The 23,241-nt window shown below is 34.6% G+C and carries 21 protein-coding genes, 2 pseudogenes and 1 other annotated feature; of the genes and pseudogenes, 2 read left to right on the plus strand and 21 right to left on the minus strand.

The genetic code is table 11. The annotated features are described in order from the left end of the window. The first annotated feature begins 433 nt into the window (after window positions 1–433). Entirely contained in the window at window positions 434–802 is a 369-nt protein-coding gene (locus tag HU235_RS01550; RefSeq protein ID WP_174879182.1) for an SA1362 family protein, read from the plus strand. On the opposite strand, the gene HU235_RS01555 is transcribed toward HU235_RS01550, so the two are convergent. The 5 genes and pseudogenes from HU235_RS01555 to HU235_RS01575 all read right to left on the minus strand — a co-directional run bounded on the left by HU235_RS01555 (window position 799) and on the right by HU235_RS01575 (window position 6,968). Next, window positions 799–1,692 carry a patatin-like phospholipase family protein gene (locus HU235_RS01555; protein WP_174879183.1) on the minus strand — a complete coding sequence of 298 codons (894 nt, stop codon included), beginning with the start codon at window positions 1,690–1,692 and terminating at the stop codon, window positions 799–801. The genes HU235_RS01550 and HU235_RS01555 overlap by 4 nt on opposite strands. Window positions 1,693–2,060: 368 nt before the next feature. Next, window positions 2,061–2,477, minus strand: a complete 417-nt coding sequence (mntR, locus tag HU235_RS01560; protein WP_095299864.1) for a transcriptional regulator MntR — start codon at window positions 2,475–2,477, stop codon at window positions 2,061–2,063. A gap of 253 nt (window positions 2,478–2,730) precedes the next feature. Beyond that, window positions 2,731–4,500 (minus strand): annotated as a pseudogene (locus HU235_RS01565) (vitamin B12-dependent ribonucleotide reductase); the annotation flags it as partial. A 356-nt stretch (window positions 4,501–4,856) separates the two neighbouring features. Next, window positions 4,857–5,642 (minus strand): annotated as a pseudogene (locus HU235_RS01570) (ribonucleotide reductase N-terminal alpha domain-containing protein); the annotation flags it as partial. A gap of 489 nt (window positions 5,643–6,131) precedes the next feature. Then, window positions 6,132–6,968: a lipoate--protein ligase family protein gene (locus HU235_RS01575; protein ID WP_095299861.1), complete on the minus strand. Its 837-nt coding sequence runs from the start codon at window positions 6,966–6,968 to the stop codon at window positions 6,132–6,134. 198 nt (window positions 6,969–7,166) lie between these two features. Here HU235_RS01575 and HU235_RS01580 point away from each other — a divergent pair, with 198 nt between their 5' ends. Continuing rightward, a complete protein-coding gene (locus tag HU235_RS01580) occupies window positions 7,167–7,547 on the plus strand; it encodes a rhodanese-like domain-containing protein (protein WP_141231505.1) in 381 nt (126 codons plus the stop codon). Window positions 7,548–7,626: 79 nt separating this feature from the next. On the opposite strand, the gene HU235_RS01585 is transcribed toward HU235_RS01580, so the two are convergent. From HU235_RS01585 to HU235_RS01660, 16 genes are all read right to left on the minus strand, one after another. Continuing rightward, complete coding sequence (locus HU235_RS01585; protein WP_174879184.1) at window positions 7,627–8,304, minus strand: MerR family transcriptional regulator; 678 nt, start codon at window positions 8,302–8,304, stop codon at window positions 7,627–7,629. Between the two features lie 335 nt (window positions 8,305–8,639). After that, window positions 8,640–10,703 carry a glycine--tRNA ligase subunit beta gene (gene glyS, locus HU235_RS01590; protein WP_174879185.1) on the minus strand — a complete coding sequence of 688 codons (2,064 nt, stop codon included), beginning with the start codon at window positions 10,701–10,703 and terminating at the stop codon, window positions 8,640–8,642. Continuing rightward, window positions 10,696–11,586, minus strand: coding sequence for a glycine--tRNA ligase subunit alpha (gene glyQ / locus HU235_RS01595; RefSeq protein WP_095302483.1), 891 nt, complete (start codon window positions 11,584–11,586; stop codon window positions 10,696–10,698). The genes glyS and glyQ overlap by 8 nt, the downstream gene beginning before the upstream one ends. Before the next feature lie 85 nt (window positions 11,587–11,671). Next, window positions 11,672–11,849, minus strand: a binding site (T-box leader). Between the two features lie 71 nt (window positions 11,850–11,920). Then, window positions 11,921–12,673, minus strand: coding sequence for a DNA repair protein RecO (gene recO, locus HU235_RS01600; protein WP_095302484.1), 753 nt, complete (start codon window positions 12,671–12,673; stop codon window positions 11,921–11,923). Window positions 12,674–12,704: 31 nt separating this feature from the next. Next, complete coding sequence (locus HU235_RS01605; protein ID WP_095302485.1) at window positions 12,705–12,848, minus strand: YqzL family protein; 144 nt, start codon at window positions 12,846–12,848, stop codon at window positions 12,705–12,707. 133 nt (window positions 12,849–12,981) lie between these two features. Beyond that, entirely contained in the window at window positions 12,982–13,893 is a 912-nt protein-coding gene (gene era / locus HU235_RS01610; protein WP_145581474.1) for a GTPase Era, read from the minus strand. Then, window positions 13,886–14,284, minus strand: a complete 399-nt coding sequence (locus HU235_RS01615) for a cytidine deaminase (RefSeq protein ID WP_095302487.1) — start codon at window positions 14,282–14,284, stop codon at window positions 13,886–13,888. Before HU235_RS01615 ends, era begins: the two co-directional genes overlap by 8 nt. Window positions 14,285–14,424: 140 nt before the next feature. Next, window positions 14,425–14,805, minus strand: a complete 381-nt coding sequence (locus HU235_RS01620) for a diacylglycerol kinase family protein (RefSeq protein WP_095302488.1) — start codon at window positions 14,803–14,805, stop codon at window positions 14,425–14,427. After that, window positions 14,777–15,259, minus strand: coding sequence for an rRNA maturation RNase YbeY (gene ybeY / locus HU235_RS01625; RefSeq protein ID WP_095302489.1), 483 nt, complete (start codon window positions 15,257–15,259; stop codon window positions 14,777–14,779). Before ybeY ends, HU235_RS01620 begins: the two co-directional genes overlap by 29 nt. Further along, a complete protein-coding gene (locus tag HU235_RS01630) occupies window positions 15,256–17,340 on the minus strand; it encodes an HD family phosphohydrolase (RefSeq protein WP_095302498.1) in 2,085 nt (694 codons plus the stop codon). Before HU235_RS01630 ends, ybeY begins: the two co-directional genes overlap by 4 nt. 291 nt (window positions 17,341–17,631) lie before the next feature. Continuing rightward, on the minus strand, window positions 17,632–18,600 hold the full coding sequence (locus HU235_RS01635) for a PhoH family protein (protein WP_174879186.1): 969 nt from the start codon (window positions 18,598–18,600) through the stop codon (window positions 17,632–17,634). 3 nt (window positions 18,601–18,603) lie between these two features. After that, window positions 18,604–19,791 (minus strand): sporulation protein YqfD, encoded by a 1,188-nt coding sequence (yqfD, locus tag HU235_RS01640; RefSeq protein ID WP_174879187.1) that lies wholly within the window; start codon window positions 19,789–19,791, stop codon window positions 18,604–18,606. Between the two features lie 106 nt (window positions 19,792–19,897). Next, window positions 19,898–20,182: a sporulation protein YqfC gene (gene yqfC, locus HU235_RS01645; RefSeq protein ID WP_095302492.1), complete on the minus strand. Its 285-nt coding sequence runs from the start codon at window positions 20,180–20,182 to the stop codon at window positions 19,898–19,900. Between the two features lie 71 nt (window positions 20,183–20,253). Continuing rightward, the gene (locus HU235_RS01650) at window positions 20,254–20,703 is read right to left on the minus strand and encodes a hypothetical protein (RefSeq protein ID WP_174879188.1); all 450 of its coding nucleotides are present in this window, start codon (window positions 20,701–20,703) and stop codon (window positions 20,254–20,256) included. A gap of 182 nt (window positions 20,704–20,885) precedes the next feature. Continuing rightward, window positions 20,886–21,878 (minus strand): flotillin-like protein FloA, encoded by a 993-nt coding sequence (gene floA, locus HU235_RS01655; protein WP_095302494.1) that lies wholly within the window; start codon window positions 21,876–21,878, stop codon window positions 20,886–20,888. A gap of 37 nt (window positions 21,879–21,915) precedes the next feature. After that, window positions 21,916–23,232 (minus strand): NfeD family protein, encoded by a 1,317-nt coding sequence (locus tag HU235_RS01660; RefSeq protein ID WP_174879189.1) that lies wholly within the window; start codon window positions 23,230–23,232, stop codon window positions 21,916–21,918. Between the last annotated feature and the right edge of the window lie 9 nt (window positions 23,233–23,241).

A 23,241-nucleotide genomic window follows, 5' to 3' on the forward strand; every position in this document is an offset into this window, starting at 1 on the left:
GGATATAATTATAATAATAAGCATTTTTCAAGCTATCCATTAAGTATTTTTGCAACATATAAGAAATCTTCACTTCAATAAAAAGAGATTTCATATAGAATACGCTTTCAAACCATCACACCTAATAGCATATATATAAAGTATTCAGTTACAATTTTTTGTAAAATGGATGCTTATTACAATCCTAGAATAAGTCCATTTGCAAAAGGATATGCTTTAGAAGTTTTTGTTAGGATCCTGTAATAATATGCAGTTTCCCACATGGTTTTATGCTATAAGGGTTGATGAAAATTAGATAATAAAAAGAAAATACCTTCTTAACAAAAAGTGGAATCCCTTTTTCTTAAAAAGGATGAAACACTGTAACAAGCTACTCCTTTATTTTTGTTTCGTAAGGTTTATTGTGGATTGGCAACTTATAGGAGGTGGTAAAATGAATCAAAATATCATGAAAGGTATCATTGTAGCAATTCTTATTTTAGGAGTCATTGGAATCATTTCCAACCCTTTTTGGTTATTTAGACAAATCGCATTTATGGCAATCCTTGCGATAATCATTTATCTCGTTTACCGTCTTTTTATGAGGAAAAGAATGAGTAAGGAATATGCTTCATATCTGAAAGCTGCAAAACAATCTAAAAAACGATTCAATGACAAGGGAAATCGCCAATCAAATATTCGTAGTTTTTCTCAGGCAAAAAAACAGACAAAAGCCTCTGCAATAAAAAAGAAAAAACAGTCAACACACCTAACTGTTATCGAAGGAAAAAAGGGTAAAAAGAAAAATAGAGCACATCTTTAATACGTCCATGTTTTTAAAAATTCGATTGTTCGTTTTTCACCTAGCTCAATTAGAGCTAGTTTTTTTTCTTCATCTAATGAAAATTCTGTCGTCACAATATCATCCACCGGAATAAAGATAATATCTTTTTCATGCCTACTTGAAATATGACGACTATCATGAGCATCTTTCATTGTTTCAAAAAGTGCACTAAACAATTCGATAGCATTATTTATTTTTCGTTTTGGGCGTTCAGTTTCTTTCATGCTTAATTTAATTCCAAGTACTGGCCTCGATTTCGTTTTATTTGTCTTTTTATCATGTTGAAAAAGCCAAATCGGAAAATTACTTAATACTCCTCCATCGACTATAATATTTGTTCCTGTAGATGAAGCTAATCGAACTGGTTCAAAAAAATAAGGTAAGCTACAACTCATCCTTACTGCTCTTGCGACTGAAAATGATTCCGGGTGGATACCATATTTATGGAGGTCATCTGGGAGAACTATTAATCTACCGTTCGTTAAATCTGAGGCTATCACCCTAAATGAACCTTTTGGTATATCTGCAAATGTAACAATCCCTTTATCCTTTAATTTCATAACAAGCCATTCCTCAAGCTTATTCCCTTTATATAAGCCTAAATTCCAATATAATGAGAGCCATTTCGTAAGCGAAAAAGGAATTAACGATTTCCTTTCATCTAGAAACATTTTCAAATCAATTTCTTCCATCATCTCTAATATTTCATCAGCAGTATATCCAGCTATTACAAATGCAGAAATAATTGACCCTGCACTAGTTCCAGCCAATCGTTTGAATTTAAATCCTTTCATTTCAATTGCTTTGAATGCTCCAATAAGAGCAAAACCTTTAATTCCTCCTCCAGAAAACACACCGTCTATGTACATTTTCTCTCCCCTCCCACACATCTTCCTATAATAGTGTAAGAACAGAGAAAGCAATTTAGACCTGTTGAAAATAAGAAAACCTTAAACTATTTAAACTACTGTCTTTGTATAAACCTACCTATTCCTACTTCAAGTATTACTTTCAACTTGTGGCTTAGAAGTAGTCGTTTTGGTTGCTTTCCTCGTGCAGCGATTGCTTTCCGCGGGATGGATATTTAGCTCAACATGAACCTATCCATGCATTCTACAGGAGTCTTACACTTACGCTCAAATCAACCTTTACAACGTTTATTAAAACAACACTATTTTGGAAAGAGTAAAATAAAAAGAGAGGATAAGTTCATTAACATATCCTCTCTTCCCATATCCTAATCATCACTTTTTTGTATATTCCTCAATGTCGCAACTCTTTGCTCATCTTCTTCGAAAAATTGGACTAGATCTCCAATACGATCAATTGCATTCCAGCTTAAGTGATGCTCTATTCCCTCTACATCATTATATATTTTATCCTCATCTACCCCTATGATTCTTAAAAATTGTTCGAGAAGGTCATGACGATAAACGAGTCTTTTTCCTGTCTTTTTACCTTTGTTTGTTAATACAAGTCCACGGTATTTTTCATAAATTAAATAATCATCTTTATCTAATTTTTGAACCATTTTTGTAACAGAGGAGGGGTGAACTGCCAAAGCCTCAGCAATATCTGAAACACGTGCATATCCTTTATCTTCTATTAATAAATAAATTTGTTCTATATAATCTTCCATACTTGGTGTTGGCATAAAGTTCCCTCCAAATTGCGCCGTCTTTAAACGAAATCAAATTAATTTTACATGAGAAATGAGTGCATGACAAGGAAGAAAAGCTTAATAGCCTTTAGTTAATTAGGAGGCACAAAAATTGCAGCCGCCCTTGTCATTTAATCTTTTTAAAAGCCGCTTACACGATCTCTAAATGTGAACACAAAGAATTTGATATTTCTTTTCATTCTGAAAAAAGAGTCTGACGATATGTCAGACTCCCTAAAATCAAGATTTATAAGCCACACTTTAATTGGGCACCACAACTAGTACAAGTATTACATCCGCCTAAATCCTCGACTGTACCTTCTCGACAAACCGGACATGTATTCCCAACCTCATTACCAATAGTAACATCAGTGGAACGCAGGTCATTGATTGTATCTACTAATACAACCTTCCCTTTTTCCTTATTGTCAACATCTTCGACATCGTCAAATGTATTTTCTTCTGCCTTTAATGTTAATACTTGTGTATCTCGGCTACCGTCAACATAAACGGTACCACCTTTAGCTCCACCTTTGTATAATCTCTCATATACTTTTTCAACTTGGTCAACAGTATATCCTTTAGGAGCATTTACTGTCTTGCTAATCGAGCTATCAATCCAACGCTGAATTACACATTGTACATCGGCATGCGCTTCAGGAGCTAATTCCATCGCAGATACGAAAAATGATGGTAAGTTATTTGGATCCGCTTCTGGATGGCGATCTAAATATTCTTGTACGATATCTGCTTTTACTTCAATAAATTTCCCTAATCTACCGCTTCTGAAATATGAGAATGAAAAATATGGCTCTAATCCTGTTGACACGCCAACCATAGTTCCTGTAGAACCTGTTGGAGCAACTGTTAACAAATGAGAGTTACGAATACCATATTGTTTAACACCTTCACGAATATCTTCAGGCATTTTACTCATAAATCCAGTTTGTGTAAATGCTTCACGAAGACGTGTTGTCTCCCCTTCTTCTTCACCGACTAAGAAAGGAAAACTACCTTTTTCTTTCGCTAATTCTATAGAAGCACGATAAGCAGTTGTCGCGATTGTTTCAAACACTTTATCAACTAACTCATTACCTTTTTCAGAACCATATTCTGTTTCACAGTAAATAAGTAGGTCATGTAACCCCATTACACCTAAACCTACACGACGTTCACCAAGGGCTTGGTGTTTGTTTTCAGGCAGAAAATAAGGTGTTGCATCAATGACGTTATCTTGCATGCGAACTCCGATTTCAACTGTTTTTCTTAATTTTTCAAAATCAACAGTCTTTGTTTCCTTATTCGCCATTTCAGCTAAATTTACCGCCGCTAAATTACAAACAGAGTATGGAGCAAGTGGTTGTTCACCACATGGATTCGTTGCTACAACCTGTTGACCATATGCTTTTGCATTTGTCATATCATTCGCATTATCAATAAAGAAAATTCCTGGCTCAGCAGAATACGTTGCACATATGTTGATTAGATTCCACAAGTCTCTTGCTCTAATTTTACGATACGTACGAACTTTATATCCTTGCTTTTCCCATTCACGAACATCTCCGACTTTATGCCAATTTTCATTGTAGGCTTTCATATTCTCTTCATCGTAGCTTTCTACGTCTGGGAAACGTAGTTCATACTCAGCATCCTTTTCAACAGCATCCATAAAATCTTTTGTTAAAGTAACTGAAATATTAGCACCCGTTAAAAACTCTGGATTATGAACACTATATGTTCCACCCGTACGAAGCTTTAATTCCGCTTCTTTAATGATTTTTTCACTGAATCCACCAGTTCCAGGTATTTGTTTGTAATTAACAATCCCCTGATACATATCGATTTCTTGTTGAGTTAACGGTGTGAATTTTAGTTTATCTTGTGCATATTTCTTAATTGCTTCATCTTTTGTATTTTCAATTAAATAGCGCAAAATTCTAGGGTTTTGCATTTTAGATATTATAAATTCGATGATATCAGGATGCCAATCTGCAAGCATAATCATCTGTGCACCACGCAATTTGTTACTCCTCATTTGTTAGAGGGGCTAGGTCATTTCTGCCTAACTCTCATGCTTTCACATGAGTTCGGACTATATCATCAAGGAATATTCATTCCCTGTCTCGTACCTCAAAAGAAGTTCTTCTTTTGATCTACTTATACCTTATTGTAAAAACGTAGGTACTTTCGATAGTCTCTGAACGTTCATCTTAGTTTCCTAAGATGCTTCGCTGCTGATTGCCCATTATTTATATTCATCATTTTCAAACCTTCACGGTCACTGTTGCCAGTCACGTTGTGGTTGATGAATCTTTAGGGTGTTCCAGCAATTCACGAGATTTTATTCCCGCCGTGTGGATTTAAGATTTAACGGGAACCACCTTGCTCAACAAGATGTGTTAATTTAGCGATATCATCTAACCAAGATACCGAACCAGATGATTTACCATTTACACCACGTGCAAGTGTATTTCGAGGACGCAATGTTGAACCATTTGTTCCAACTCCACCACCACGACTCATAATCTCCATTACTTGTTTCCGATGCTCAGAAATTCCTTCACGGGAGTCTTTTACAAATGGCATAACATAACAGTTAAAATACGTTACATCAGTGCCTGCCCCAGCTCCATATAAGACACGTCCTGCTGGGATAAAATTCAAATTCACTAGCTCTTGATAAAACTTTTCAAACCATTCTTTACGCTTTGCTTCCGTTTTTTCTACCGATGCCAATCCTGTCGCGTTACGTTTTGCAATTTGTTCGTAATAGATTTCAAGTGGTTTTTCAATGACGTCTAAAGAGCGTTTCACAATTCCTGTTTCAACTTCCTCAGGATTATCTAGTGAGTGGCGATACTCTTCTTCAACTAGCACACTTGCCGTTTTCGTTTGCCAATCAATTTCTCTAACATATCCAAGTCCACGTGCAGGAAACTTAGGATCCTCTTTTATTGTTAAAACAACAAAATCCCCTTCTGATAATGTAATCTTCTCTGTATCCTTAAACGTATAACGATCAAGCATAACCAGCCTTGATACACCTTTATGGGTCAACTTCATATCATCTGTTATAGGATGGACTTGTGGAAATGCAGAAATATCTTTATTTAACTTTTCTACATTTAGTTCCATCTTTTGCTCTGTAACAACAGTCATTGTAACAACTCCTTGTTCTATCTCTCTATTAAATCTTCTGATTAAATTTATCACATCGCACCAAACAATTCAATATATAGTATCTGTTTTTTTAAACATAATACTATATGTAGTTTTCAGTTCAACAAACTAGTAATTTGTCAAATTACTAACTCATTAAAAACATAAGAAATAATGAGTTATTATTAGATTACATGTCGAAAAATGCATTTTTTGAAGGATTTTGTCTCTTGCACAAACTAAAATATCTAAAACACTACTCCTTTATAGGTTTTCTTTCGTGTTTGTCGAATAATTTTTATCTGATTTAGTATGCTGTTGGACTATATCCTTTAAATATGGATGGTTGTATTTCCTTGTTTATATTGTTTGCAATCGATTCTAGATTTGATAAATTTTTAGTTTCAACTAAACATTTGCTAATAGTATAACAAACGGAACAAATGTTCGCAAGAGAAATGCGCAACCATTCGGATTGCGCATTATTGCTTATCTTTTATAATTCCATTCATCCGTCTCATATTTTTCTTTAGCAATTTTCTCTACTACTATAATTTCTTCCTTTGTAAGCTCATAAGGTTCTAACTCAATATTTAAACCTTCTTCAAAACCTTTTTTAAACGCTTCTTTTGCTTCTGTAATGGTTACCGGCTTTTCTCGTAAGGAATTTGCCGCAACCGCCTTATCTTTAAAAGCACGCTGCATTCTTTCTCTTACACGATCATTTGGATATTTAAATAAATCGAAAAGCATATCTTCATCTAAATCAAGGAGAATTGAGCCGTGTTGTAAGATAACACCTTTTTGTCGCGTTTGCGCACTCCCAGCTACCTTTCTTCCCTCAACAACAAGCTCATACCATGAAGGTGCATCAAAACATACTGCTGAACGAGGTGATTTCAACCCTTGTTTTTCCTCATCTGTCCGAGGAATAGAAAAATATGCATCTAATCCGAGATTTTTAAACCCTTCTAATATACCTTCTGAGATAACTCGATATGCCTCAGTAACTGTTTTTGGCATATCTGGATGTTCCTCAGATACGATGACACTATATGTAAGCTCTTTATCGTGGAGAACCCCTCTTCCACCTGTTGGGCGTCTTACAAAGCCTAATCCATATTTTTTAACTGCTTCTAAATTAATTTCCTTCTCAACTTTTTGAAAATAACCAATAGATAATGTTGCAGGATCCCATCCATAAAACCGGATTGTTGGAGGAATTTTCCCTTCACTATGCCAATCAAGCAACGCTTCGTCTAATGCCATATTAAAGGTTGGAGAGCAGTTACCCGAATCAATAAATCGCCATACTTCTTTTGCCATATTGTAACCCTTCTTCACAAAAAATTTTCTATTTTAGTCTAGCAGAACTTCAATAAGAAGAAAATAATATTGCATGATTAGCTAATGACATTTTAGTGAAGCTCTTATATAATAATAAAAGTCTATAAAAGTTCCTAAGAACTTATTTTTTAATATTGAAAATGAGATTACAACATAAAGGGAGCGAAAAAATTGTCAATTTCAACTTGGATTCTTATCATTTTAGCAGTAGCGCTAATTGGTTATGCTGTGTTTACCTTTTTCTATCAAAGAAAAATAATGAAACAGTTAACAGAAGAGGAATTTCGTGCTGGATATCGTAAAGCACAATTAATTGATGTTCGGGAACCTAATGAATTTGAAGCTGGCCATATTTTAGGAGCAAGAAACATCCCTCTTTCCCAGCTTCGTCAGCGTTACAAAGAAATAAGACAAGACCAGCCTGTATACTTATATTGTCAAAATACAGTACGTAGTGGTCGAGCAGCTCAAATGCTGAGAAAAAAGGGCTATACTGATCTTAACTGTCTGAAAAGCGGCTTTAAAGGTTGGACAGGCAAGATTAAAAAGAAAAACTAATGAAAAAAGCAAACTTATTCATCATTTGATGATATAGAGTTTGCTTTTTTTTGCTTAATTCAAGGATAGTTAAACCGAATTATTTAGCAAAGCCAATAAGCTGCTTTAACATAGCTATACCTGATTTCTGCTCTTGCTTATTGCGAACTTGTCTATCTTGATATTGTTTTAAAAACGCTAAAAATCTTTCCTCACGTTCATCTGTTTTCTTCAAAATAATTTCCCGTTCTTGGCGAATTGCCTCTTTATATAGTTCACGTTCTTCCTTTGAAGTAATAGATAAACTCGTAATCATTTCCTGTACATCTGAAAACTCAATTCTAGCAACTTCTGTTTGTAATTTCGCCGTGTCGACAATCTTCTGTTGAACAGCCTCAATGATAGTTGCTTCTAGTTTAGATAGTCGATCATTTATATTGAGTAACTCCTTGACTTCTGCTGATTCTATAAAGTCAGAAATCCTATTAAGAGAATTTTTTAATTCATCGTTATCTTCGGTAGATTGACTTTCGACATGATGCATAGCCGTTTGCTTCTTCAGTAATTGCTTGATTGTCATCGTATCAAGATGGTTATCTTTAAATGATTTTATCTTCCTAAACATTTCAATGTTTTCTGCAGACACTAATCTTGAATTGTTACTATCCCTTTCTATTGTTAAAAACTCTGAAAATTCATTCTCCCAGCTTTTTAAGATAAATACTTTTTCCCCTATCAATGAAGCAGCTTTAGAAATTGTTACATACTTTGTTGTCATTCTCTCCACCAACCCTTTATCTATTTACTTTATTTACTTAATTCTTCGTAGTAACTAGCAAATTCCTTCAAGACGACAAAGCTTCTAAAAACTAGTCATATTCTTTAAAGAAATTGGGGAATTCGGCAAGAATAGCTAAATATTCTTTTTTATTTGAAATGGTATTTCAGCAATACATGATTTCTTAGATATTCGGAAAGTCTAAACTACACATAATACATTCCTTCATTTTTGAAAAGAAATATGTTCTAAACATTTACTCTTTAGAAAAAGAGCTGACAATTGGTCAGCTCTCAGGTTAAATTAAAATCCTCATCCGTACTGCTAATTACCTGTTACTTAACTATAATATTATTCATTTGCGCAAAAGATTGAATTAATTTTGATAATTTAACCATTTGTGCTAAACGATTTTCTTTTACAATTTCGTTTTCAGCCATGACCATCGTATGGTCAAAGTAAGCATTAATTACCTCTTTAAGACTAGCTAATAGCTGATAACCTTCCTTCTCTTGACCATTTGTCAAAAGAGTAGATACATCTGTCGATATACGTAAATATTCTTTATATAATGTTTCTTCGTATTCATTTTCAAATAATTGTGGGTTAATTTCCTTTTCAATACCTTTTTTAGCAATATTCATTACACGAGACAACGATTCTACTTCCTCTTTAAATCGCTCAGTCTTAGAGATTTCGTTAAGAACTTTTGCGCGATTCACTAATGAGGTTACTTCAATATTTGTCGATTCTAATACTGCATCAACGATATCATGTCTAATTTTCTCTTCTGCAAATACGTGTTTTAGACGTAATTTAAAGAAAGATAAAAGCTCTTGCTTCGTATCAGACTTTGCTTTTTCCTTATAGAAGTCCAATGTCAAATCGAATAATTCAGGCAATGCAAGTTTCCAGTTTTTAGCTAGCAATATTTGGACAATTCCACTAGCCTGCCTTCTTAATGCATAAGGATCCTGTGAACCAGAAGGAATTTTATTAATTGCGAAAAAACCAACAATTGTATCAAGTTTGTCTGCAAGGGCAACTATTCCACCGACATTTGAATTCGGGATCTCATCATCAGCATGTCTTGGCATATAATGTTCGTTTACAGCTAATGCAACTGCCTCTTTTTCCCCACTAATTCTTGCGTATTTTTCACCTATTTTTCCTTGTAATTCAGGGAATTCATAAACCATATGTGTAACGAGGTCAAATTTACAAATTGATGCAGCACGGGCAACATCTTTCTTTTCTTCTTCAGATACCTTTAATTTATCTGATAATATTTCTGCAATTTTAACAATTCGTTTTACCTTTTCTCCAAGTGTTCCTAATTCCTCATGGAAGACAATTTTATCTAATTTCAAAACAGCATCTTCAATTTTTAGCTTTTGGTCTTCTTTATAAAAGAAATTTGCATCTGATAATCTTGCACGTAAAACTTTTTCATTTCCTCTTGCTACATTTTCAAGATGATTGTGGTCACCATTTCGAACTGTGACAAAAAATGGTTGTAATTCTCCGCTCTGATTTCTTACAGGAAAATATCGTTGGTGCTCTTTCATAGTCGTAACTAATACTTCATCAGGTAAAGATAAATAATCCGCTTCGAATTTTCCAAACAACGCAGTTGGATACTCAACTAGATTATTTACTTCTTCCAATAATTCAGCATCAATTGGAATAACCCAATTTTGCTCTGCTTCCATCTCAGAAAGCTGATTAACAATTGCTTCTTTTCTTTTGATAGGATCTGCTAATACAAATTGCTCTAACAATAGCGCTTCATATAAAGAAGGTGCAGCTATTTCAACCTGACTTCCTAAAAAGCGATGGCCAAAAGTATATGAATTAGTTGTTACTCCAGCTATTTCAAATGGGATGATTTCTTTGCCAAACAAGGCAACAATCCACTTAATTGGACGAATGTAACGCATGTCTTGGTTACCCCAACGCATATTTTTAGGAAATGTTAGTCCTATGATAATTTGACGTAATTCTGTTAATAATGTTTTTGTTTCCTGTCCTTTAATCGATTTTTGCACATGGACATATTCGACACCATTTATTTCTTTAAAATAAATATCTTCTACATTTGCACCTTGACCCTTTGAAAAACCAATTGCAGCCTTTGTCCAATTCCCATTCTCATCAACAGCAATTTTCCTTGCAGGGCCTTTTGCTTCCTCTTCAATATCAGGTTGTTTTTCATCAACCTCTTTTACTAAGACAGCTAATCTACGAGGAGTAGAATAAGATTTGACCTCTCCATAAGAAAGCTTTTTATCATTTAGCCACTCAGAAACTTTAGTAGTAAATTGATTAGACGCATCTGTCACATAATGTGCAGGTACTTCCTCTAACCCGATCTCAATAAGTAAATCCTGTTTACTCATTTGCTTCTCCTCCTTCCTTCACTAACATTGGAAAACCTAGTTTTTCTCGTTCCTCATAAAATGTTTTTGCAACTTTACGAGCTAAGTTCCGCACTCTAGCAATATAGCCTGTGCGTTCAGTGACGGAAATGGCTCCTTTAGCATCTAATAAATTAAATGTATGGGAGCATTTTAAAACATAATCATAAGCTGGATGGACTAAGCCTTCATCCATTTGACGAATTGCTTCCTTTTCATAAGTTGAAAACAATTGGAACAACATCTCTGTATCCGATGTTTCAAACGTATATTTAGAATGTTCATATTCCGGCATCAAAAAGATGTCGCGAACAGTAAATCCTTCAGTCCATTCAAGATCAAATACATTTTCTTTATCCTGTATATATGAAGCTAATCTCTCAATCCCATAGGTAATTTCGGCAGAAACGGGTTTACATTCTATTCCACCTACTTGTTGGAAATATGTAAACTGAGTAATTTCCATTCCATCCAACCATACTTCCCATCCCAATCCAGCACAGCCTAAAGAAGGGTTTTCCCAGTTGTCCTCTACAAAACGAATATCATGCTCTAATGGGTCTATTCCTAAAGCACGTAAGGAATCTAAATAAAGCTCTTGAATGTTGTCTGGTGATGGTTTCATAATAACTTGAAATTGGTGATGCTGATAGAGACGGTTTGGATTTTCGCCATAACGACCATCTGCAGGTCGTCTTGACGGTTCCACATATGCAACATTCCATGGTTCTGGCCCGATACTTCGTAAAAATGTATATGGACTCATTGTTCCAGCACCTTTTTCAGTATCATATGCCTGCATTAAAATACACCCTTGATCAGACCAATGCTTTTGTAGTGTAAGAATCATTTCTTGTATATTCATTATTGATACACCTCCATAAAGTTTTCCATATTATAAATAATTAGTGAAGAAAACAAAAAGCTCCCATCCTTATGCCAAAAATCGACATAGGGACGAGAGCTTACCCGCGGTTCCACCCTATTTGCTCACCTAATTATAAAGGCAAGCCACTTTCAATTGCTGCTCCAGAACGCCTTTCATTACGAGCCAATCCTTAGCTTTCACCGTCCTAAGGTCGCTATTAATGGTTATTCGTAACTACTTCTTTCCTTCAACGCAAACTGTTAAATTCTAATTGCATATTAATCTAAAAATTCTCCGATGTCAATATACTGTATATTTTTGTACATAGGTATCATAGCTTCCCCTTTAAGGAATCTAATTGGTTTAAGAAACGCTTTGATTTAAGAGTCAGACCAGAATACTCTTGATAATACGCTTCTATGACATGTTTGATCTCTTTTTTTGTCTCTGGTTTCAAGGAAATCTTCCCTAATCGATTTAAGTCAAAATAATAAAATAATCTAAGTAATTTAGCGGTTGTTTGGGAAATAGGGATTCTATACGGATCAATTTCAAAGCAACGATGACAAATGAATCCTGCTTCTCTAATTGAAAAGTGAAATGTTCCTTCTTTATTTCCACAATTAGTGCAGCAATCTAATTGTGGCTTCAATCCTAGCAAAGGTAATATTTTTATTTCAAATATGCTCATTAAAATATCCGGGTCAACTTCTTCATTCAAATAATCAAGGGTCAGCTTATATAATTCAAATAAAAAAGGATTGCTTTCAAAGTTCTCAGTACTTTTATCAAGTAATTCTGATATGTAAGAGGCATAAGCTGTTAAAAAAATATCCTCACGTATAAACCGATGCGAAAAAATTGTTTCACCTTGCTGCAAACTTCCTAAACCAGTTGATTTTTGAAACAAAAACGTTCCATAAGTAAAAAGTTGGGTAATAGACGTAAGGCGACTATTTGGTTTTTTAGCGCCTCTCGCCATAACCCCAACTTTTCCAAGTTCTCTCGTATATATTGTTACAATTTTATTTGTTTCACCATAGTCCGTCGATCGAATGACGATACCTTCACATTTTTGAAGCAAATTCCCTCACCTTCCAAAGGTTTAGGCAAGATCAGGAAATTGGAAAATCCATTTCAGCTAGTTCATCCTCTTGAGAATCGGGTCCTTCTTCATTCTCCTTTTCTAATTCTTTAAAAAGAAGATACGTATCAATGCTACCTGTCTGAGAAAAAACTTTCCAGGTAAAATCCAACATAAAAACCCCACCTTTCAGTTGTTAAGACTAGCAAACAATAAATCCAATTTCATTACCATTATCTTGACCTGCATTTCATCATTTCATGTCAAACATTTTTTGCTAACAACATTTATGAATAATTTTTTTATCCTCAATATTCATCTTCTCTAAATCCATAGTCTCGCAACTGTGATGCCTTATTACGCCAATCTTTTTGAACTTTTACCCAGAGCTCTAAAAATACTTTTGAACCTAGAAGAGCTTCGATATCGACGCGTGCGCGTTTCCCTACTTCTTTTAGCATACTTCCTTGTTTTCCAATAATAATTCCTTTTTGTGAATCTCGCTCTACAATAATTGTAGCTGCAACATATATAGCCTTATTATTTTCCCTTCGTTCAAGTGAATCCATTACAACAGCAACAGAATGCGGTATCTCTTCTCTAGTCAAATGAAGTACTTTTTCGCGAATTAATTCTGTTATGATAAATCTTTCTGGATGGTCTGTTACTTGGTCATCTGGGTAATACTGTGGTCCTTCTGGTAATAATGATTCAATTTGTTTTAATAAAGTATCAACATTATTACCTTGTAAAGCAGATATCGGAATGATTTCTTTAAAAGGATATAAATTTTTATATTCTTCGATAATTGGTAAAAGCTCATCTGGGTGAATTTGGTCAATTTTATTGATGATTAGAAAAACAGGCGTATTCGTCTGCTTCAACCGTTCAATAATAAATTCATCCCCTCTGCCATATCCTTCTTCCGCATTAATCATAAAAAGTATAAGGTCAACCTCTTTTAATGTATTTTGGGCTACCTTCATCATAAAATCTCCAAGCTTATGCTTTGGTTTATGAATCCCTGGTGTATCGATAAATATCGTCTGTGAATTTTCAGTAGTATAAACACCTTGAATTTTATTACGTGTTGTTTGTGGTTTATCACTCATAATAGCTATCTTTTGACCAATAACTCTATTTATAAATGTAGATTTCCCTACATTTGGTCTTCCAATAATTGATACAAATCCTGATTTAAATCCTTGATTATTACTCATCTAAGTCCTCCGCTGAAAACGCTCCTGGTAGTAAATCTTCTACATTTATTTCCTGTATATCACCTTGTAAATTGGTTAGTATTACCTTCATATCTTTGGGACAAAGCTCTGAAATAACTTGACGACAAGCTCCACAAGGGGAAACAGGTCTTTTCGTATCAGCAATAACTGCTAATGCAACAAAGTCTTTGTCTCCTTCAGAAATGGCTTTAAACAATGCTGTGCGCTCAGCACAATTTGTCATGCTATATGATGCATTTTCTATATTACAACCTTTATAGACTTTTCCATCCTTTGTTAACAAAGCCGCACCAACATTAAATTTAGAATAGGGAGTATAAGCCATATTACGTGCTTCTTTCGCTTCACTGATGAGATGTTCAATATTCACAACATTTCTTCCTTTCTAAATTAACTATCCATTTCTTACTATTATTTTACCTAAACCAATCAGTAATTTCACGTTTTCTTCTAATTTGTTATTTAATTGTAAGAATTTTCGAAATCCACCACAATAAAACTGGATTTCATTCAAATAGGTAAATGTCCATAAACAATAATTAATCCTATTATAACCGAAAGTATTGCATACACCAAAACCGCACCAGCTGCTGCATCCTTTGCAGCCTTTGCAAGGGGTCTTTTTTCTTTTGTAACCAAATCCACGACATGCTCTAAAGCTGTATTGATTAACTCAAGTGAGAGCATCCCACCGATTAAAAATAGTAAAATAACCCACTCAAGTTTTGTAAATGACAGCAGTAAACCGATAATAAGCATCAAAATTGATACAACAACATGTATTTGAAAATTGCGCTCTGTTTTAAATGTCTGCACGATACCGGTCGAAGCAAACCAAAAGCTTTTGTAAAAACGCTTCCATTCAGAGTTCCGAGGTTCTTTTAAGTCCATAACTATTTAAAATTTCCTTTTGTTTAGTAAACATTACTTTCTCGTCTTCCTCTGTCATATGATCATAACCTAATAAATGTAAAAATCCATGAACTGCTAGGAAGCCAAGTTCTCTTAAAAAGGTATGTCCATATTCTTCAGCCTGTTCTTTTGCTCGTTGGATAGAAATAATAATATCCCCCAATACTGGTGGTTGCTCTATACCAATGATTTCAATTTCTCCCTCTCCCATTTCTTCAAGAGCAAATGAAATAACATCGGTAGGCTGATCCTTATCTCGATATTCACGGTTTACTTCTTGTATACGCTCATTCGTTACAAACGTGACTGAAATTTCAGCATCTTGGGCAACCTCTTCCATGTCAGCAGCATATTGTAATAAATCCTCTATTGTTTTAAGTTGTTCTTCGACTAATTCGTTTGTTTCATCAATTAAATCGATGATTAATCTCATGATTGTTTCACCTTCTGCTTTTTCGTTAATTCGGGGTATTCAATTCTTGAATGAAATATCCCTTTAAGTGATTCACAAAATGACTTCGCAATAATATCTAATTCTTTTAACGTTAAATCACATTCATCCAGCTGATGATCCTGTAGTCGATCGGCAATAATCGAACGGACTAATTTTTCAATTTTATCCGGAGTTGGATTTGACATTGATCGAACAGCTGCTTCAACACTATCAGCAATTGAGATGATGGCGATTTCCTTCGTTTGTGGTTTTGGACCTGGATATCGAAATTCTTCCTCATAGATTGAATCATTTGTTTGTTTTGCCTGATGATAAAAATATTTTAACAGGGAAGTACCGTGATGCTGTTCTGCAATATCAATAAATTCCTTAGGCATTTTATGTTTTTTTAGCATGTCCACACCATCTGTTACATGTGCAATAATAATATTTTTACTTAACTGTGGTGACAGCTTATTATGTGGATTTTCAATATTCATTTGGTTTTCAATAAAATACTGTGGCCGCTTTGTCTTACCGATATCGTGATAATAAGCACCAACTCTCGCTAATAACCCATCTGCCCCTATTGCTTCACAAGCAGATTCACTTAAATTTGCAACCATTACACTATGGTGATACGTTCCAGGTGTTTCCGTTAAAATCTTCCTTAATAATGGATGATTCGGATTCGACAGCTCAATTAATTTCATTGTTGATAATATACCAAATCCGGTTTCGAAAAATGGCATAAAGCCTATTGTTAACACAGATGCCACTAACCCAGAAACACATGCCATAATAAAGTAAGTTCCAATTTCAACATTTGTATAGCTTCCATTACGGATTAGCAATATCGCAAGAAGAACTAAACAATTCATAATTGAAACAAATAAACCAGCTTGTAAGATTTTTGAACGGAGATTGTGGTCACCTAAAAATAATATACCTACTAGGCAAGCAAATAAGTAATAAACACCTACTGAAAAATTAAAGCTCCCTGTAACTCCTTCATTAAAAATGATACTGCCACAAATTGCAAAAATCATTGAGGTTAAAAAGGCTATTCTCTCATTAAGCAGTAGCTTTACAAGCATAGCGCCCATTGCAACAGGTACTATATAACCGATATGGTTATAATCGATTTTCTGAAATAAGCTTAAAATTTTCATTAATAAAAGGGTAATTGTAAAAATAAAACAATATAGAAGTAAGGAATTATTTTTAATTTTATTATCCTTTTTTTCAAAAAAGTAAATGATACCCGTTATTATTAGTAAAACGAGAATACCTAATCCTATGAAAGGTTTGTAAGATATCTGGTCATCTAGTAAGCCAACCAAGCCTAATTTACGGTATACTTCCCGACTAATAAGTTCACCCTCATCTACAATGATTTGACCTTGTTTAATTTGTACTTCCTTAACTTCTTCTGATGCCTGTTGCCTTTTCTGATTAGTAGCATCCAAATCTAGGAAGTAATTCTGGGCTATAGCAAATCTTGCAAGGGTTATTGAAGATTGGAGGACATCCTTTTTTAAAGAGTAGGACTTTAATTCCTCCTCCACCTGATTCTTTGCTTCAGTTAACTGGACGATAGGTATTTCCTTGCTCATAGCATTATTTACTGCAGTAACAACAGCATTCTTAGCTAGTGTTACATCCTCATCTGACGCACTCATCAATGGCAAGAACGTTTCTTTAGGAATTTTTTCATTTATGGTATCCGTTAATTTTTCGTTTACTAGGCGGTTAACTTTTTCTTCTGGAGTAAGAATGGTTTCCTCTTTATCAGAGGTTTCAGTGTTGGCGCCTTCTTTTCTTACCTCGATTATTGCATCAAAAATCGATGAGATAAGATTTACTTGATCTTCAGAAATATTCTTATCTAGAACATATTGATCCTCAACAGAGTCATATGCCTCCTTCTTTTTCCTTTCTGTTTCTTCTTTATCAACAACAGTCGTTGGTGCATAAATTGTTTCTTTTGAAGGTGTAAAAGGTTCAATATCAAGAGTTTCAGGTTTTACATTGCTAAACAATGCAGCATAAATGATAATTGCAAGTACGACATATATCATAGCATGTAAAAATTTATGATTTTTAAACTTCTCTAATACATTTGGTTTTTTATTATTTTTCTTTTTCTTCTCTTTTTTCAAGGAAAGACACCACCTTATCTACAAATAAAGCTCCATATTATCATCATTCAATAGTCGTTTCTTGTCCATTATTTTCTTTTATCAGTCATTGTTCAACTCTTAAAATCATTTTACAATTAAAATCATGACTTTTTAACCCCTTTTTTATGGGTGACATTATCTCGTGTTTTAAAAGAATAACAGAAAAGTGACCCGAATTATCGGTTCGGGTCACTTGCTTTCATTTGAATTTTCATATGCAGCAATTATTTTTGCAACGAGTGGGTGTCGAACTACATCTGATTGCTCTAAAGTTATAAACGATATTCCTTGAACATTTGAAAGGGTATTTTCTGCTACTGCTAAGCCAGAATTTACTCCCTTTGGTAAATCTACTTGAGTAATATCGCCTGTTATCACCATTTTAGATCCAAATCCTAATCTTGTTAAAAACATTTTCATTTGAGCTGGTGTTGTATTTTGCGCTTCATCTAGAATGACAAATGCATCGTCCAATGTTCTCCCACGCATATAAGCTAAGGGGGCAATTTCAATTGTTCCCCGCTCGATTAACCTTTGAGTATGTTCCATACCTAAAACATCATGCAAGGCGTCATAGAGGGGTCTTAAATAAGGATCTACCTTTTCCTTTAAATCCCCTGGTAAGAAACCAAGACTCTCCCCTGCTTCTACAGCAGGACGAGTTAAAATAATTCTTTTAATACTCCCATTTTTTAATGCATTAACAGCCATTACAACTGCTAAATAAGTCTTACCAGTTCCAGCTGGACCAATTCCAAAAACTAAATCGTTTTTCTGAATTGCAGCAATATAATGGCGCTGTCCTAGAGTTTTAACTCTTATTGATTTCCCTTTAGCAGTTTTTGAAATTTCCTGTACATATAATTGTTCAAACTGTTCTAACTGCTGTTCTTTCGCCATAGTGATTGCGTAAAGAACATCTCTCTCACTAATATTTATTCCTCTACGAATAATAAGCAGTAGCGATTTTAGTAATTCATCGACCAAATTAACATTTTCCGACTCTCCGGAAACAAATACTGCTTCACCACGCGTAACGATGGAGACATTTAGTTCATTTTCAATTCGTTTAAGATGAACATCATGATTACCAAATAGAGCAACTGCTTCATTTGGATTTTCTAACTGCTGGTTTAATGTCACTAATTCTTCTGGCATTCTTTAATCTCCCTGAACAATTGGTGTAGTTTTTACGATATTTTCTAACACTTGGTAAAGAACGGTTAATTTAACTTTACCATTCTCTGTAGTCTCGTGCAAAATTTTTTCTCCAATTACTTGTTCTTTTTCATCTAAATTTTTTTCAATATCCTTTTTGCCGCGATCTAATGCAGCCTCTTTAGCTTGTTCTACAGAATAATCTCTAGATACTTCTTCCTTTTCGCGATAAATATCTTTTGAATAAGCTATTGGCAAAGTAAAATTTAAAAACTTTAAATATCTAACATCATCTTCAACTTCATACTCTCCATATTCCGGTTTACCAAAACCCCAAACAGGGATGTTGAGTGACCCCACCTTAATACGATGTTTAACTTTATTTTCACCAGTAAAAACTTGAAACGATGTCTTTAATGGAATTGTAATTGTTGATTTGTACCAGGTTTCCCCGAAAATTTCTGCTTTAGCAGCAACTTGCTGCTGTTCATCCTCTTTCCCTATCAATCCAGATACTAATATTTGCCCTTTTTTCACATGCTCATGTAAAGTTGTCATTGGCTGTCCTTGTTCAACAAACATTTTAGCAATAGTTGCTTCCTTTTCAGCAATTATATGTCTCGGACTTACCTTTTCTGTTTCTTCTGGTTGATTCTTTTCTACAACCTTTAAATGGTATGTGGTTCCAGTAAGTTCTACCCCAACCCATGTAATTTGATTAATATTATCTGTTAAGGATTTTTGAATTTCATCTGGATTATCAACGAAAAATTGAAATTTACCAGTTTTTACTCCAATTCGAGAAAGTTCTTTTTTGATTAAATGTTCCGTCTCAGGAGTTGCGCCTTCAATTTTTATCCCCCAAATCATATTTGATAAAGCGAAAATAACAAGTAAAAAAGCAAGTAATCCTATTACAAAGCCACTATTACGATATGTCCTTTTTACAAAAAATGGCATTCCGATTCGCCGCTCAAATTTACATGAACAGTCATGATTTCTTACAACCTTTCTTAAGGCATGTACATCTTTAAGGCTAACAAAAAAGCTCATTGTTTCCTTGCTCGTTCTTTTCACTTTCCAAACAACAATTTTTTCCCGTACACATTCATTTAAGAACCGCTCTGTTCCCCTCCCACTAATACTAACTTTAATTATACCGTATAAATAACTCGTCCATTGATTTCTCATCCTTCTCCCCCTATCTTAACTGTTTTATATGTAAATAGATCTGCTGTGCATTTTTTGGGAAACACAGCAGACGAATCTGTGCATTTTTATTTCTGACGATATATCTTTATTCATTTAAAAATTGCACTTGACTTATTTTTCCTTCTAGAAGAATTTCTTCCGGTAAAATTGTTTTTATGACAAAAGCCTCACCTTTAATTAATAATTGTCCTTGTTTTAATAAAAGTCGAAGCTCTGTATCGGTAAAAGCAAGGAGTCCGCGATGATTTTCTATGTATATATGAAGCTGTCCTACCATCGTAATTCTAGGAAGATCCATCATGACGTCGGGAGGAAGGTCAATTGTATTTGTTATCCATTTTGTTAGCTGTTGTCGCCATTTTTTCGCCAAAAAAAAGACCCCCTTTCATCTCATATGTATGAGAGAAAGTAGAGTCTTATAACATGATTTATGATGAGAAGTTAAGAATGTCGTTTATTTCTTGTATAATGTGGGTTTTTTGACCTTGGTGGCCCTAATATTTCACTCCAGATTACACCTTGTATTGCATTCCTGCGGTCTACTATTAATCGATTATCTCTAACTGGGGAGGGATTTTGCTTCACTTGCTTATATGATTTTCCCCGAATTTTTTGCTTAGCATCTATGTTTTTTTGATAGTTCCCAACTTCTGCTTTTTGCATTTTCTCATATGCCTGCTGTACAGTTTGTCTCGTTTTGTGTTTTTCTCTTTTTTCTTTATGGCGTTCAACGGTTGTCATAACTGGCTTTGGTAGTTTTTGCTTCGGTTTATTGTTCGTCTGTTCCTTTTTCTTGTTAGAATCTTCATCTTTTGAAAAAAATAGCTTCGTAATCAAACCTACTATTATTGCCCAAACTAAAGGATTTGTAAAAATCTCAAACAAATCCATACGAGATCCCTCCTTTTTATGAAGGATTTTGAGCCGAAAATACATTGTCCATGTCATTCGGTACTTCCATCATCATTTAACACGTTTTTTTCGGTCTATAAGTGTTTACTAGCAATTAACAGCCAGTTTTTCTTTACCTGTAAACAACCTTAAGATTTAGTTACATTACTAAGCTTTACTTTTTAATACTCATTATTATCATTATGGTCTTGATTAGTTTTTCCGATAGAATCTCTCATATCAGTGTCAGCAGATATATTTTTAAAATTCATATAATCCATAACACCTATATTTCCTGAACGTAACGCCTCAGCCATTGCTAAAGGTACTTTCGCTTCTGCTTCAACTACCTTTGCTTTCATTTCCTGTACTCGCGCTAACATTTCTTGCTCTTGTGCAACAGCCATTGCTCTTCGTTCTTCCGCTTTAGCTTGAGCAATCTTTTTATCCGCTTCAGCTTGCTCAGTTTGAAGCTCAGCCCCAATGTTTTTACCGATGTCTACATCAGCAATATCAATGGACAGAATTTCGAAGGCTGTTCCTGAATCTAACCCTTTACCTAAAACAGTTTGCGAAATCATATCTGGATTTTCCAGAACTTTTTTATGATCCGTTTGCGAACCTATCGTTGAAACAATCCCTTCACCGACACGAGCAATAATTGTTTCTTCTCCGGCTCCCCCGACTAAGCGTTCAATATTTGCTCTTACAGTAATTCTAGCTTTCGCCTTCACTTCAATACCATCCATTGCAACACCAGCGATAAAAGGTGTTTCAATTACTTTTGGATTTACACTCATTTGTACAGCCTCTAATACATCACGTCCAGCAAGATCGATTGCAGCACAACGTTCAAAGGTTAACTCAATATTCGCACGTTCTGCAGCAATAAGCGCATTTACGACGCGATCAACGTTCCCCCCTGCTAAGTAATGACTCTCTAATTGATTTGTCGTTACATTTAAGCCAGCTTTATGTGCTTTGATAAGGGGATTTACAACCCTACTTGGAATAACTCTTCGAAGCCTCATTCCAATTAATGTGAAAATACTAATTTTCACACCAGCTGCTAATGCAGAAATCCAAAGTGCAATTGGTACAAATGTAAAAAATACACTTAATACAATAATTCCGAGGATAATTAATCCTATTGGTAAAATTAACGATGCTTCCATTTTGAACCTCCAACTTGTTTTTCGTTTTCATCCATTGTTAAATTTCTCTTACAACGATACGTGAGCCTTCAACTTTCACTACCTTGATCTTTTGCCCTTTTTCAATATATGTCCCTTCTGATACAACATCTACTCGTTCATCTATAATGAGAGCTGTACCAGACGGTCTTAATATCGTCAATGCAGTACCTTCTTTACCAATTAAATCATTTCTTGACTTATTTGAGACATAGCCACTTTTAGTATTTGTAGAGTCACGCAAGATAAATTTATTAAACAGTTTCATACGCTTTCCAAACACCTTTACTAATAAAATAGATGCTACGATTGCAATTACAAATGCAATCAATAATGAGATAGTCATATTCATAACATTTCCAGAAGCAATATAAAGGCTTGCAACAATACTTGCAAATCCTAATACACCTAGTATACCACCAGGAACAAATAATTCTGCAACGATAAAAGCAATCCCTAATACAAAAAAGACAATTGCCTCCATCCCAGCTAATCCTGCTACATAATGACCATAAAAAAATAACAGCAAAGAAGTTAAACCTGTGAGCCCTGGTAATCCAAACCCTGGAGAATATAGTTCTGCAACTAACCCTAAGCTTCCGATCGATAATAATATCGGTACAACTACAGGGTTAGTTAAAAATCGAGCGATCTTAACAGCTAAACCCTCATCTGCATAAGTAATTGCATCAGTTAATAATTTTTTTTGCTCCAAAAGTTCATGGATATTTTCGACCGTTCCTTCAGAATAACCAACATCTTTAGCTTGTTTAGTTTCTAGTGTAAGCAAATCCCCTTTTGCTGCACCATATTCAGGTAGATCAATTTCCTTATCTACCATTGCTAATGCAAACTTAGGGTCTCTCCCATTATGTTCCGCAGCTTCCTTCATCTCGGCTAACCATAATGATTGTGATTTATCATCTGCAGCATTTCCATCGCCAGTAATAATCGCAGCAGAACCGATCTTACTTCCAGGAGCCATATAAATGTCATCTGCATTTAAGGCAATATATGCCCCCGCTGAGATAGCCCTTTTATTAATAAATGCAGTTATTGGTATATCACTAGCGCGGAGTGAATCTGCTATTTCTAATGCTGCTTCAACCTCTCCGCCTAATGTATCTATTTCTAATACAATCTGGCTTACATTATTTGATTTTGCTTCAGAAATTGCTTTTTTAATATACTGTGACAATCCTTTTTCTACAGTACCCTCTAATTTAATGACAAATACTTCATTTTCAGTATCAGCCTTTATGATAGATTGTGAACTATTGAAAAGAGCAAGAATAATTGCAAAAGTAAATAAAAATTGATAAAAGGGTTTTCTCAAGTAGTTTCT

Origin of the sequence: Metabacillus niabensis (genome assembly GCF_902829255.1) — a bacterium.
In the GTDB taxonomy this organism is placed as follows: Bacteria; Bacillota; Bacilli; order Bacillales; family Bacillaceae; genus Metabacillus; species Metabacillus niabensis.